The sequence below is a fragment of the Streptacidiphilus melanogenes genome, from assembly GCF_000787835.1.
GTDB lineage: Bacteria > Actinomycetota > Actinomycetes > Streptomycetales > Streptomycetaceae > Streptacidiphilus > Streptacidiphilus melanogenes.
This window is the reverse complement of the sequence record NZ_BBPP01000046.1, coordinates 1617-14244: the sequence shown is the minus strand read 5'-3', so window position 1 is coordinate 14244 and position 12628 is coordinate 1617. Positions and strand designations below refer to the sequence as shown.

At 72.8% G+C, this 12628-nt stretch carries 13 protein-coding genes; 4 read left to right on the top strand and 9 right to left on the bottom strand.

From position 1 onward, the window contains the following. Positions 1 to 15: 15 nt before the first annotated feature. Both TR49_RS32945 and TR49_RS44400 read right to left on the bottom strand, forming a co-directional pair. A complete protein-coding gene (locus tag TR49_RS32945; protein WP_042388234.1) occupies positions 16 to 696 on the bottom strand; it encodes a DUF899 family protein in 681 nt (226 codons plus the stop codon). Between the two features lie 190 nt (positions 697 to 886). Then, the gene (locus TR49_RS44400) at positions 887 to 1168 is read right to left on the bottom strand and encodes a hypothetical protein (protein ID WP_162484689.1); all 282 of its coding nucleotides are present in this window, start codon (positions 1166 to 1168) and stop codon (positions 887 to 889) included. Positions 1169 to 1208: 40 nt separating this feature from the next. On the opposite strand from TR49_RS44400, the gene TR49_RS32940 reads away from it, so the two are divergent. After that, positions 1209 to 1556, top strand: coding sequence for a COG4315 family predicted lipoprotein (locus TR49_RS32940; protein WP_052434852.1), 348 nt, complete (start codon positions 1209 to 1211; stop codon positions 1554 to 1556). Between the two features lie 189 nt (positions 1557 to 1745). Here TR49_RS32940 and TR49_RS32935 read toward each other — a convergent pair whose 3' ends face one another. Beyond that, positions 1746 to 2597: a class I SAM-dependent methyltransferase gene (locus tag TR49_RS32935; protein ID WP_042388342.1), complete on the bottom strand. Its 852-nt coding sequence runs from the start codon at positions 2595 to 2597 to the stop codon at positions 1746 to 1748. A 63-nt stretch (positions 2598 to 2660) separates the two neighbouring features. On the opposite strand from TR49_RS32935, the gene TR49_RS32930 reads away from it, so the two are divergent. Further along, positions 2661 to 3293, top strand: coding sequence for a PadR family transcriptional regulator (locus tag TR49_RS32930; protein WP_042388230.1), 633 nt, complete (start codon positions 2661 to 2663; stop codon positions 3291 to 3293). A gap of 53 nt (positions 3294 to 3346) precedes the next feature. On the opposite strand, the gene TR49_RS32925 is transcribed toward TR49_RS32930, so the two are convergent. The 4 genes from TR49_RS32925 to TR49_RS32910 all read right to left on the bottom strand — a co-directional run bounded on the left by TR49_RS32925 (position 3347) and on the right by TR49_RS32910 (position 9261). Then, positions 3347 to 4855 (bottom strand): PucR family transcriptional regulator, encoded by a 1509-nt coding sequence (locus TR49_RS32925; RefSeq protein WP_042388227.1) that lies wholly within the window; start codon positions 4853 to 4855, stop codon positions 3347 to 3349. Positions 4856 to 5057: 202 nt separating this feature from the next. Further along, a complete protein-coding gene (locus tag TR49_RS32920) occupies positions 5058 to 7817 on the bottom strand; it encodes a molybdopterin-dependent oxidoreductase (RefSeq protein ID WP_042388225.1) in 2760 nt (919 codons plus the stop codon). Beyond that, complete coding sequence (locus TR49_RS32915; RefSeq protein ID WP_042388220.1) at positions 7814 to 8638, bottom strand: FAD binding domain-containing protein; 825 nt, start codon at positions 8636 to 8638, stop codon at positions 7814 to 7816. The genes TR49_RS32920 and TR49_RS32915 overlap by 4 nt, the downstream gene beginning before the upstream one ends. A 179-nt stretch (positions 8639 to 8817) precedes the next feature. Then, the gene (locus TR49_RS32910; protein WP_201776262.1) at positions 8818 to 9261 is read right to left on the bottom strand and encodes a hypothetical protein; all 444 of its coding nucleotides are present in this window, start codon (positions 9259 to 9261) and stop codon (positions 8818 to 8820) included. A gap of 187 nt (positions 9262 to 9448) precedes the next feature. On the opposite strand from TR49_RS32910, the gene TR49_RS32905 reads away from it, so the two are divergent. Together TR49_RS32905 and TR49_RS32900 are read left to right on the top strand one after the other, a co-directional pair. Beyond that, positions 9449 to 10708, top strand: a complete 1260-nt coding sequence (locus tag TR49_RS32905) for a sensor histidine kinase (RefSeq protein ID WP_042388216.1) — start codon at positions 9449 to 9451, stop codon at positions 10706 to 10708. Further along, the gene (locus TR49_RS32900) at positions 10693 to 11346 is read left to right on the top strand and encodes a response regulator transcription factor (RefSeq protein ID WP_042388214.1); all 654 of its coding nucleotides are present in this window, start codon (positions 10693 to 10695) and stop codon (positions 11344 to 11346) included. Before TR49_RS32905 ends, TR49_RS32900 begins: the two co-directional genes overlap by 16 nt. A gap of 111 nt (positions 11347 to 11457) precedes the next feature. Here TR49_RS32900 and tatC read toward each other — a convergent pair whose 3' ends face one another. Both tatC and tatA read right to left on the bottom strand, forming a co-directional pair. Next, positions 11458 to 12252, bottom strand: coding sequence for a twin-arginine translocase subunit TatC (tatC, locus tag TR49_RS32895; protein ID WP_152627570.1), 795 nt, complete (start codon positions 12250 to 12252; stop codon positions 11458 to 11460). Between the two features lie 14 nt (positions 12253 to 12266). After that, a partial coding sequence (gene tatA, locus TR49_RS32890; RefSeq protein WP_439654147.1) for a Sec-independent protein translocase subunit TatA occupies positions 12267 to 12628 on the bottom strand: 362 nt, incomplete at its 5' end.

The window sequence follows — 12628 nt, the reverse complement described above, 5'->3', positions numbered from 1 at the left end:
GTGGGAGAGGACGCCTCAGTAGTCCAGGGCCGCGAACCAGTCCCCGCGGCCCTGCGGGGTGAGGTCCAGCAGGTGCCAGACGGGGGCGAGCAGGTCGATGCCGCGCTGGTCGATGTCCTCGGCCATCCGCGGGTGGGCGGAGTAGGAGTGCCGCACGGTCCCGTCGGGATCCAGCGTGAAGACGGACACCGTGGAGTCCTGGACGCCGTCCTCGTCCTCGCTGCCGAGGTCGTACTTGAAGGTGCTGTCCCCGCAGCTGAGCAGGCGCAGCCGGTTCCAGCCGCGGTTGCGGGCGTGCTGCCGCAGCGCCTGCGGGCCGGCTGCCGCCGCGACGGCGAAGTCGGCGTTCCGGGCGATGTGGTGGGCCACGCCGTTGAACCCGTCGAGCCACATCGTGCACATCGGACAGGGCTCCGTCTGCTTCTTGCCGTACATGAGGTGGTAGACGACGAGCGGCCGGTCCGGGGAGGTGAACAACCGGCTCAGCCGGACCTCGCGGACGGGGGCGTCTCCGTCGTCCAGGTCGCCCGGGCCTTCGAGGAAGGTGTAGTCGTCGAGCGGCGGCCCCGGAGGGAGCGCCCGCCGCTGCGCGGCGACCTGCTCCCGGTGCCGCATGAGGTTGATCTCGGCTCGGCGAAGCTGTTCGCGCGCGGCCAGGTACTCAGGGGACTCGTCGGCGAGCCGGGTCTGTCGCACGATTCCGCCCTCCCAGGTGGACGAACATCGAATCCACTCAAGTCTAGGACCGACGCGGCCCGGGATCGGGGCGCCGTGGTGACGGTCCGGACCGGGCGCGCCTGGGCGCGCAGGTCCGCCGCGCAGTAGGGCGGGTCGGCCCCTGATGCCGTCTCAGGGTTCAGCCACCGCGACCGGGCCGAGTCATCGGTCAAAAGGTGTGTAACACAAGTGATCTGTCGAAGTCAGGACGAAAGACCAGAAACAGGTTGAACCCGTGCGTGCGGCGCGGCGTAGACCCCTTGACGGGCTCCGGGCCCACCGGAACGCCCGTCCACTCATCGAGAGGGGCGAACACCGTGAGACACCTGACCACAGGGGCGATCGCGCTGGCGGCCATCGGGTTGGCCGCCGCCGCCTGCAGCAGCACCAGCACGAGCGGATCGGCATCACCTGCCACCGGCTCACCGCCCGCCAGTTCCGCCACGGGCACGGGCCAGTCGTCCGGCAGTGCGAGCGGGGCCACCGTGTCCGTGGCGAAGACCTCCCTGGGCACCTTCCTCGTCGACGGGCAGGGGCGCACGCTCTACCTGTTCGAGAAGGACACCGGCCCCAACTCCGCCTGCACCGGCGCGTGCGCCTCCGTGTGGCCGCCCGACACCACCACCGGGACCCCGCATGCGGGAGCCGGTGTCAATCCGGCCCTCCTGGGCACCGCCATGCGTGCGGACCACACCATGGTGGTCACCTACAACGGGCACCCGCTCTACACCTACGCAGCCGACCACAAGCCCGGCGACACGAACGGGGAGGGCTCGAAGGCCTTCGGGGCGGGCTGGTACGTCGTCGCCCCCAACGGCAACAAGATCGACAACGACTGACCCTCGGCTGCGCCCTCGGCGGCGCCCTCGGCGGCGTCGGCCGGGCCGGATGCGCGAAGCTGCCGGTCGATGTCCATCGCGCATCAGCTCCCCTTCCAGCCTGGTGTCGGCCCGTTACCACGCGACACGGTCGACGGAGCCCCTGGCGGGCCGCCTCCGTGCGCGGCGCTCCGCGGGGGCCTCGTCCGCTCAGGCGCGGGTTGTGGTGATCAGCCAGGTGGCCGACGGGTACAGCACGCCCTCGGCCGTGCCGTGGGTCGCGAGGCTCGCGCGCAGATCGGCCAGGGCACGCGTGCGCCCGGCGTCGTCGAGGCCGGCGAGCAGCCAGCCGAGCAGACCCGTGACGAACCGCTGCGCGGTGTCGGGGTCCGCGCCGAAGTGCATCGGCGCGGTGAGCGCCGTGAAGTGCGGCGGGTGGAAGCCCGCTTCGGTGAGCAGGCCGCTGACGCGTTCGGGGTCGGCCAGCGCGAACGGACCCGGCGCGTCCGGCGGCGGCGTCGGCAGGCTGCGGCCTGCGGCCAGGGCGGTGGTGAAGACCGTGAACCACTCGTTGTACTGCGGGGGCTGCCAGACCAGCTGGACGAGTCGGCCGCCGGGTCGCAGGGCTCGGGCGATGTTGCGGAAGGCCGCAGGGGCATCGCCGAAGAACATGGTGCCGGTCCGGCTGACCGCCACGTCGAACTCGCCCTGGGGGAACGGATACACCTGGACGTCGGCCTGCTCGAACGCCGCGTTCGGCAGCTGCTCGGCGGCTGCCCGCCGACGCGCCACGTCGAGCATCGGGCCGGACAGGTCGAGGCCCAGGACGCGCCCGGCGTCGGCACGCCGCGCCGCGTCACGGGTGGTCTCACCGGTCCCGCAGCCGATGTCCAGGATCCGGTCGGTGGGCCCGATCGCGGCGGCGTCGAAGAACGGGGCCCGGTAGGCGCGCAGGGCGCGGTCGAACTGGTCGGCTTCCTGCGCCCAGTACTCTCCCTCCTCGCCGTCCCAGGCGCGGGCCCGTTCGGCGTTGGAGGGGTCGATCTGGAGGGTCCTGGTCATCTCGACCACCTGCCTTATACTCCCTATGGGACCATATGTCCGGATTACGCCTCGGAGGGTGCGATGTCAAGCGACCCGGCACTCACCACCACGTCCTACGCGATCCTCGGCCTGCTGTCGGTGCGCCCGTGGAGCACCTACGAACTCGCGCAGCAGATGGACCGCAGCCTGGGACGGATCTGGCCCAGGGCGCGCAGCAAGATCTACGAGGAACCCAAGAAGCTCGTCCGCCACGGGCTGGCGCGCGCCGAGCGGCAGTTGGTGGGCCGTCGGCCGCGGACCGTCTACGCGATCACCGCCGAGGGCCGGGAGACCCTCGCGGCCTGGCTGCGCGAGCCGGGCGACGGTCCGGTGCTGGAGTGCGAACAGCTGCTGCAGGTGTTCTTCGCCGAGTCCGCCTCGCCGGCCGACACCCTGGCCACCGTGCGGGCGGCGCGCGCATGGGCCGTCGAACGCAACCGCGGCAACCTCGCAGCGGCCCGTGACTACCAGGCGGGCGAAGGGCCCTTCCCCGAGCGCGTCGCCCAGCTTCTCCTCGTCGGCCGGTTCCTCACCGACTACTACCGGCTCGTCGCCGAATGGGCCGACTGGGCGGCGGAATTGGTCGAACGCTGGCCCGACGATCTCCGCGACGCGCCCGTCGCCGCCGAACACTTCGCCGAGACGGTCCGCAGAGCCGAGTGGAGCGACGACTGAACCCCGCCGCTCCAGGCCGGCCCCGCAGGCCCTTCTCCTCGGCCCGCCGCTCCTCACCCGCGTCGGCCCGTGAGGCGGTGGACGGAGGACGGGCCGGGCGGGGGGCAGCGCAGGGCGGCCCAGAGGTCGAGGCGGTCGGTCAGGTTGCGCAGGCTGCGGCCGGTGAGCTCCTCGATCCGGTTGATCCGGTAGTGCACCGTGTTGACGTGCACGTGGAGCGCCTGGGCGGTGCGGGACCAGGAGGCGCTGTGGTGCAGGAAGGTGTCGAGGGTGTGCACCAGGGAGACGCCGTTGACGCGGTCGTGGTCCAGCAGCGGCGCGAGGATCCGCTCGCGGAACGCCGCGGTCACCTCGGCGGGAACGCCGCGTAGCAGGGTTTCGAGTGAACTGATCTGCGAGCAGCGGCCGATGGAGCCCGGCGGCTGCAGGCTGGCCGCGTAGCGGGCCTGGGTGAGCGCCGATCTGAGGTCCCTGGCCAGCGGTTCGGCGGCGGGGCCGAGGCCGATGTGGATGCGCCGTCGGTCGGGCAGCCGGGACTCCAGGCGGCCGAGCGCCTCCTGGAGCGTCGATGCGAGCGTCTCCTCGTCCGCCGCGGACAGGGCGACCGCCCCGCTGCGGCCGTCCGGGGCCGCGACGAACGGCTCCGACGACTCGTGGAGGGCCTCGGCCAGCGCCGCGGCCGCCCACGGCTCGCAGACGCCGTCGATCCGGGCCGCGACCGGGGTGAGTCGCCGGCGCCCGGGCAGGCCGGACAGCGACAGTGCGCGCTCCGCCTCGGCGTCGGCGCCGGAGTCGACCAGCTCGACCAGCCGGGCGCCGGTCTCGCGCTGCGCGGACGCGGTGGCACGGGCCCGGGTCGCGAGCGGCGCGAGGAGCTCGGCCAGACCGTGGAGCAGCGTGCCGGCCGTGGGACCGGGTTCCGTGTGGGGCTGCAGCAGCCAGCCCTCGAACGGCGAGTCGCCCGACGGACCGACCGGCACCGGCTTTGCGGCGCCGGTCCCGGAGGCCGAGGCGGCCAGCAGCCGTCCGGCGCCGGTGAGCAGGGAGCACGCGGGCAGCCCGAGATCCGCCACCGCCCGGACCAGCACGTCGTCGAGCGGTGCCTGCGCGCGGATCATCTGGGTGAGCGTGCGGCTGACCGCCGCCGGGAGTGCCGCCTTGCCCTCGGCCTGGGCCTGCAGACCGCCCCACAGGCGCAGGTAGATCCGATCGGTGACGGCGCGGAAGCTGGTCCCCGAGGGTATCGACAGCAGCGGTATGCCGTGTCGGCGGCAGGCCTCGACCAGCTGCGGCGGGACCGCGCCGTGGGTGCCCTCGCCCGCGAGCAGCGCGGCGACCTCCGCGGCCCGCAGGGAGTTGGCGAAGCGCATGGCCGCCTGGCCGTCCTCGGGCCGCCACCACACCAGCCCGGTGAGGACCAGCTCGCCTCGCTGCAGGTAGCGCGACGGGTCCTGCAGGTCGGTGGAGGTCACGCCGGTGACCTCGCGTCCGAGCGCGTGCGGGCTCGCCCAGGCGACCTCGATGTGCAGGTCGTCCAGCTCCAGCAGGTCTCCGACGATCACGTGGTGCTCCTTGCGCCCCTTGCGTCCTTGCGTCTCCCGCGCGGGTCGGCGGCCGGTGCCTGCGAGGGAGAGGGATCATCTGGAATGGTAAATGCAAGCCGATTGGCTTTTCATCCTTGCATCTGCGGTTTGTCGGTTCACCCGATGAGCGGGCGGCACGGAGGCCGGAATGTTGTCGGTCCGGACGGGAGGACCGCTGTCGTCAGCCGGTGGTCCGGCCGGTGCGGCGGTGTGCGTCGATGGCCTGCCAGACGTGGTCGCGCAGGAACGGCGCCTCGGTGAAGCGGATGCCGGTGGCGTCGCGCAGGGCGTTGGCGAAGGCGGGGGCGACGGGGTTGAACGGGCTCTCGCTCATGGACTTCGCGCCGAGCGGGCCGATGGCGTCGGAGGTCTCCGAGAAGTGGACCTCGGTGCGCGGCACATCGGCGTAGGCGGGGAGCCGGTAGCGGCGGAAGGCCGCGGTGGTGACCTCGCCGCGCTCGTCGACCAGGACCCGCTCGAAGAGCGTTGCGCCGAGGGCCTGGGCCACGCCGCCCTCGACCTGGCCGCGGCACTGGAGGGGGTTCATCACCTTGCCGGCGTCGGCGCCGTGGACGCTGCGCAGGATCCGGATCTCCCCGGTGTCCGGGTCGACGGCGATCCGGAACCACTGCGAGTTGAACGCCACCGAGCGCGGCGAGCCGCCCCAGTGCCCGACCCCGACCAGCTCCACCTGCTGCCCGCGAGCCGCCTCGAACAGCTCCTTCAGCGTCACGACCCGGCCCTCGCACTCCACCGCGTCGGCCGTCAGCCGCAGTTGGCTCTGTGGAACGCGGGCGTACTCGGCGGCGAAGGAGAGGATCCGTCCGGCGAGCGCGTTGGCCGCCTTCATCACGGCCTTGCCCGCCACCACCGTGCCCGCCGAGCCGAAGGCGCCGGTGTCGTGCCGTACGACGTCGGTGTCGGACTGGCGGACAGCGATCCGGTCGACGGTGGTACCGAGCGCACCGGCGGTGATCTGCTTGTGGACGGTCGTGGTGCCGTTGCCGAACTCGGCGGTGCCCACGGCGATGTCGTAGCTGCCATCGTCGAGCAGGGTCACCGTGGCGTCGGCGTAGTGGCCGCCGGGCGGGCCGGTGGCGATCATCGACATCGCGAACCCCTGCCCGACCAGCCACCCCGGCGGGGCCTGCTCCGCGCTCCGGTCGTCGGCCAGGGCGTTGCGCACCACCTGGAGGCACTGGTCCAGGCCGTAGGAGGCGATGTGCAGGTCCTCCTCCTCGCCGCCGGGGCTGATCATGTGCTCGCCGGGGCCGATGACGTTCCTCTCGCGGAACGCCAGCGGGTCGACGCCCAGGCGCCGTGCGAGCTCGTCCATCGCAGACTCGACGGCGAACGTCACCTGACCGAGCCCGTAGCCGCGGAAGGCCCCGGCGGGAACGGCGTTGGTGTACACAGAGTAGGCGTCCACCTTCTTGTGCGGCACCCGGTAGACGCCCATCGACTCCCCGACGCTGTGGAACATCACCGCGGGCCCGTGGTTCCCGTAGGCGCCGGTGTTGGCCACGACCCGGAACTGAAGCGCCGTCAGGGTGCCGTCCCGCTTGGCCCCGACCTTGACGGTGACGGTGAACGGGTGCCGGGTGGTGGCACCGTAGAACTGCTCGGGGCGGGTGAACTCCAGTTTCACCGGCCGGTGCAGCTTCATCGCGGCGAGCACGGCGATGTCCTCGGTGAGCATCTCCTGCTTGCCGCCGAACCCACCCCCGACCCGGCCCGCGACCACCCGCACCTTCTCCTCGGGCAGTTCGTACAGCGCGCACAGAGCGCGGCGGGTCAGGAACGGCACCTGGGTGCTGGAGCGCACCACGATCCGCTCCTCGCCGGTCTCCTCGTTCTCCTCGAAGTAGACGAGACAGCCGTGCGTCTCCAGGCTGGCGTGCTGGACCCGCTGGGTGCGGAAGGTCTCCTCGTAGACCAGGTCCGCCTCGGCGAATCCCTCCTCGACGGTGCCGATCTCGCCGTGCACCTCGCCGCAGACGTTGTTCTCCGGGCGGGCGATGCGCGACTCGGGGCCCTTGGGGTGGATCACCGGCGCACCGGGCGCCATGGCCTCCTCGGGGTCGATGACGTACGGGAGTTGCTCGTACTCGACGACGACCGTGCGGCAGCCCTCCTCGGCCGCGCCCTCGCTGTCGGCGACGACGGCGGCGACCCGCTGCCCGACGAAGCGCATCACGTCGTCGAGCACGCGGGTGTCGTCCGGGTCCTCGGTCGGATGCTCGTGCCGGGCGGAGGAGTAGAGCGTGTCGGGCGCGTCGTGGTGGGTCAGCACGGCGTGCACGCCGGGGACGCGCAGCGCGGCGGAGGTGTCGATGGACACGATCCGGGCGTGCGGATGCGGGGAGCGCAGCAGTTTCATGTGCAGCAGCCCCTCGACCTCCATGTCGAAGGTGTAGCGGGCGGTGCCGGTCACCACCTGCGGTCCGGCGGGCGCGCCCAGGCTGCGGCCCACCGCCTGGCCCGCGTCCGGTCGTTCGGTGTGCTTGACGCCGCAGATCGCGTCCTCGATCGCCCGGTACCCGGTGCAGCGGCACAGGTTGCCCTTCAGCGCCCGCGGCAGGTCGGCTCGCTTGTCCTCGTCGAAGCCGGCCGCGGTGGTCGTCATCAGGAACCCCGCGGTGCAGAACCCGCACTGGAAGCCCTGGGCGTCGAGGAACCGCTGCTGCATCGGGTGCAGCTCGCCGTCCTTGGCGAGCCCCTCGACCGTGGTCACCCTCCGGCCCTGCGCGCGCAGCGCCGGGTAGAGGCAGCTGTGCACCGGTTCGCCGTCGACCTGCACGGTGCAGGCGCCGCAGTCGCCGCCGTCGCAGCCCTTCTTGACCCCGAACCAGCCGCGCTCGCGCAGATAGGTGCGCAGGCACTGGCCCGCCCTGGGCTCGGCGTCGAAACCCTCGCCGTTGACGTTGACGGAGAAGCTCATCTCCCGTCCTCCTCGCACAGTTCGCGCCGGATCTCCTCGGCGAATCGGAAGGTCATGTGCCGCCGCCACGCGGGCAGGCCGTGGATGTCGTCGAAGTACTCCTTCGCCCGGATGCCGTACGCGACCGCCTCCTCGAGCGCCTGTGCGTTCGGCGACAGCGGGAACCGGAACCGGAACGGGCGCACGGTGGAGGCCGTGACGGTGAGCACGAACTCGCCGGTGCCCTGGTCGCGGGTGCCGACCAGCAGCGCGCCCGAGCGGCCGAGCCCGTAGAGCGACGCCTGCCGGAACGCGGTGCGCGCGGCGAGCGCCCGGGCGGGCACGGTGATCGAGCGCAGCAGGTCACCGGGCCGCAGGTCCTTGACCCCCGCGCCGAGGATGAAGTCCGCGACGGGCGTCTCCCGCAGGGAGCCGTCCTGCGCCTGCAGCCGGCAGACGCCGTCGAGGGCGGCGGTGAGCGAGATCATCGGCCCGGCGGGGAGCCCGTTGCACAGGTTCCCGCCGACCGTGGCCATGTTCCAGATCTTCCACGAGGCGAGGAAGGCCCGGCAGCACTGCTCGAACAGCGGCGCCGCGGACCACCGCGCACCTCGGGCGAAGCGGGACAGCTGGGCGATCGTGCACGTCGCGGCGATCTCCAGGTCGCCCTGCGGCGTCACCCGCACCGGGTCCCAGCCCATCCGGCTCAGATCGACCAGCCGCCGGATGTGCGGCTGCGGCTCGGAGAACAGGTACGTGCCCCCGCCCAGCCAGGCGTCACCCGGCCGCCATGTCTCGCGGAGCCGCGCGTCGCGCAGCTCCACCACCGTGTTCAGGTCCACGTGCACACACCGTCCTCGACAGATCGACGAAGCGATTGAAGCAACGGTGAACGGGCCGGAACGAGTGGGTGCGCCTACCAACCCAGGACCCGCGAACTGGGTGATCAACCAGCGCATGTACATGCCGCGACCGCCAGGTCTGCCCAGCTCGACGCGCCGCCGCCGGAGGCCGAGTCGGGTCAGCGGGTGGGGAGCGCGGTGCGCAGCGCGGGGCGGCGGGTGAGGACGGCGACGGCGGCCAGGGCGAGGGCCGAGAGGCCCTGGAGGACGGTGTACCAGGCCGGGCAGAGGCCGGGGATCAGGTCGACGCCGACGACGGCGACCGGCAGGACGGTGGCGACGGTGCGCAGTCGCTCGAAGGCCGATGCCGAGCCCTGCGAGGCGCGGTCGGCGAGCCGGTGGAGGAGCGGGGAGGCCGCCAGCAGGACGGCGGCGCGGATCCACATGAACGAGGTCGCCGGGTGACCGGTGGCCGCCATGACGGCGACCGTTGCGAGCACGACGGCGCCGACGGCGCCGAAGAGCGCGACACACTTCTTCACGGTGTCGAACGCCGCGGGCTCGGGGGAGCGGTCGAGCCGAGCGGTCGTGGTCGTGGCCTCGGTCGTGGAGGTGAGCGCCATGGTGTTCTCCGGTCTTCCGGTCGGGTGTTCGTCGGTGTGGTGACGACGCTACGGAGCGGCCGATCACGCCGGTATGGGCCTGGGCGCACGGGTGGGTGGGGCCGGCCCCACTCCGGCGCCGGACGTGCGGTTTCGTGCTCGGGGGCGGTGCACCGTGGGAGCATCGGACCGGCGTGGAAGGGGAGAGATGAAACGGCTGGGTGCGTGGGCGGCGCGCGTGGGGGTGGGGTTCTGGCGTGCGTGTGCGGTCGCGGCCGTCTGCCTGGTGGTCCCGGCGGTGTGGACCGGCGCGGTGGCGCTGGGGATCTGGTCGGGCGCGGGGAACCCGTGGTCGTGGCTCGCGCCGCTGCTGCTCGCGGTCGTGGGCACGCTCGCGCTCTCCCGTCCGGTCTGCCAGGCCGTCCGCTCCCTGGTCGCCCGGTGGACCGGGACCGTCGTGACCGCCGGATACCGGCAGGCCGGGCCGGTGACCCGGATGTCCACCGGCTACTGGTGGAACGGCTTCTCGTACGAGCGCACCCGCCGGGACGCCCTGATGGACCAGCGGTGGCGGGTCCGCTGGCGGGACCCGGCCAACGGGCGCGACCTGCGGTTCACCGCGATCGCGCCGTTCACCGCGGGCCTGCCCGCGGCCGTCCCGCCCGCCGCGCTGGCCGCGGCCGTGCTCGGGCTCGCACGGCCGGAGGCCGCCGCCCGTGTCGGCGGGGTGCTCGCCCTGCTCGTGGCCATCGGCTCCGCGCCCTTCGCCTGGCGGCTCCTCGACCCGGTCGCCGTGCGCTTCCTGCGCCCCTCCGCCGCGATGGAGTTGGCGGACCGGGTAAAGGAACTGGCTGCTCAGCGCGCGGATGTGACGGTCACTCAGGCAGCCGAGATCCGTCGGATCGAGCGGGACCTGCACGACGGGGCGCAGGCCCGCCTGGTCGCGCTCGGTCTCTCCCTGGCCACCGCCCAGAAGCTGATGGACACCGACCCGGACCGGGCCAGGGCGTTGATGCGCGAGGCCCAGGCCGGCGCCACCGCCTCCCTCGCCGAACTGCGTGAGCTGGTCCGGGGGATCGCGCCACCGGTGCTGAGCGAACGCGGGCTGGTCGACGCCGTCCGCGCGCTGGCCCTGGACGTGCCCCTCGACGTGGCCGTCAGCGCCCCCGGTGCGCTGCGCCTGGACCCGCCGATCGAGTCCGCCGTCTACTTCGGCGTCGCCGAGCTGCTGGCCAACGCGGCCAAGTACGCCGGGGCGACCAAGGCCCGGGTCACCCTCGCCCCGGACGGGAACGCCCTGGTCGTCACGGTCGAGGATGAGGGCCGCGGCGGGGCGGAGGTCCGCACCGGGGGTGGGCTCGACGGCCTGCGCCGCCGACTCGCCGTCTTCGACGGCACGTTGGAGGTCAGCAGCCCGCCCGGCGGCCCCACCGAAGCGATCATGATGGTGCCATGCGAATCCTTGTAGCCGAAGACCTCTACCTGCTGCGTGACGGGATGGTCCGTCTGATCGAGGCCTGCGGGCACCAGGTGGTCGCCACGGCGAGCACCGGACCCGAGACCCTCGACGCGCTGCGTGCCTGGCGGCCCGACGTGTCCGTCATCGACGTCCGGATGCCGCCGAACCAGTCCGACGAGGGTCTGCGGGCGGCGCTCGAGGCCCGCCGCGAGATGCCGGGCCTGCCGATCCTGATCCTCTCCCAGCACGTGGAGCAGCTCTACGCCCGGGAGTTGCTGGCCGACGGCTCAGGCGGCGTCGGGTACCTGCTGAAGGAGAGCGTCTTCGACGCCGACCAGTTCGTCGACGCCCTCGAACGCGTCGCGGCGGGCGGGACCGCCATGGACCCGGCGGTGATCGCGAAGCTGCTGTCCACCGGCTCGCCGAGCAGAGGGCTGGACCGGCTCACCGAACGCGAGTACTCCGTGCTGGAGTTGATGGCCGAGGGCCTGTCCAACCAGGCGATCGGCCGGCGCCTGTTCCTGAGCGAGAGCGCCGTGGGCAAGTACACGACCTCGATGTTCGGCAAGCTCGGCATCACCGACGACGAGGACACCAACCGCCGGGTCCGCGCGGTTCTCACCTACCTGAACACGGCGCCGCACTGAGCAGGAGTCAGGTGTGCCGGGGGTGGGCGGCCGGTCCGCTGCCGACGGGTCGCCGGTTCGGCCCTCGCGGTCGCCGCAGCTGAACGCGGGGAGCCCCGCACACGTATCGGGTCAGAGGCCGTCGTCGCCGGCGGGCCGCGAGGCCTTGCGGCGGTCGTGGAGGGTGCAGACTCCGAGGGAGAGGAGGAAGAGCAGGCAGAGCGGGACGGCCAGGACGGTCATCGTGAGCGGATCGCCGGTGGGGACGGCGATCGCGGAGAAGACGAAGACGGAGAAGATGACGGGCCGCCACCAGGAGCGCAGCCGGGCGGCGCTGAGGGCGCCGGCGGCGTTGAGTGCGACGATCAGGACCGGCAGCTCGAACGAGAGCCCGAAGACGAGCACCATGCGGACGAAGAAGTCGAGGAACTGGTCCCCCTCGATCATCAGCCCGAAGGACTGCGGGTTGAACGACGCGAGGACGTCCAGGCCCTTGGGGAAGACCGCGTAGGCCAGCGCGGCTCCGGCCAGGAACAGGGGGACCGCGGCCGCCACGAAGGCCAGCCCCCAGCGCTTCTCCCGGCGGTGGAGGCCGGGGGCGACGAAGGCCCACAGCTGGTACGTCCACACCGGGCTGGAGAGGTCGACCCCGGCCGCGAGGGCGACCTTGAAGGTGAAGGCCAGGGGAGCCAGGACGCCCTGGAGAACCAGTACGCCGCTGGGGCAGGTGGGTGTCGCGCCCGCCACGCCGTGCACGTGGTGCAGGAAGCAGGCCGGGCGGGTCAGCGCGGCCAGGATGGGCGCGCGCAGCACCCAGCCCGCGCAGGTGCCGACGAGCAGGCCGAGGACGGCCTTGATCAGGCGGCTGCGCAGCTCGGCGAGGTGTTCCCGCAGCGGCATCGCGCCGGCTGGTGAGGAGGACGACAACCGGTGCTCCCCGGCTACTTGTTGAGGTGGGTCTGCGGGTGCGGCTCGCTCTGCGCCGCCTGTTCGGTCGAGAGCGACGGCACCACGGGCGGCCGGGCGGGCTGGGTGGCCGCCTCGTGCTCGTCGGCGTCGCTGCGCATGGCGTGGGTCTCGGACTTGAGGATGCGCAGGGACTTGCCCAGGGCGCGGGCGGAGTCGGGCAGGCGTTTGGCGCCGAACAGGACGAGCAGCACCAGCGCGATGATGATGATCTCCAGAGCGCGGTTCTCGAGCATGTGAGTCCCTTCGATGGGGCGTTCGGGCGCGTTGGCGGGGTCAGCGGATGTCCGGTGCGGCGGACGGCTGATCGGGACGGGGGCCGGGGTCGGGGTCGGGG

What these genes read in the sequence shown, in the direction of transcription:
- TR49_RS32935 (WP_042388342.1), bottom strand. Translation starts at nt 2,597, where the DNA reads ATGACCAGGACCCTCCAGATCGACCCCTCCAACGCCGAACGGGCCCGC.
- TR49_RS32930 (WP_042388230.1), top strand. Translation starts at nt 2,661, where the DNA reads ATGTCAAGCGACCCGGCACTCACCACCACGTCCTACGCGATCCTCGGC.
- TR49_RS32920 (WP_042388225.1), bottom strand. Translation starts at nt 7,817, where the DNA reads ATGAGCTTCTCCGTCAACGTCAACGGCGAGGGTTTCGACGCCGAGCCC.
- TR49_RS32910 (WP_201776262.1), bottom strand. Translation starts at nt 9,261, where the DNA reads ATGGCGCTCACCTCCACGACCGAGGCCACGACCACGACCGCTCGGCTC.
- TR49_RS32905 (WP_042388216.1), top strand. Translation starts at nt 9,449, where the DNA reads ATGAAACGGCTGGGTGCGTGGGCGGCGCGCGTGGGGGTGGGGTTCTGG.
- TR49_RS32900 (WP_042388214.1), top strand. Translation starts at nt 10,693, where the DNA reads ATGCGAATCCTTGTAGCCGAAGACCTCTACCTGCTGCGTGACGGGATG.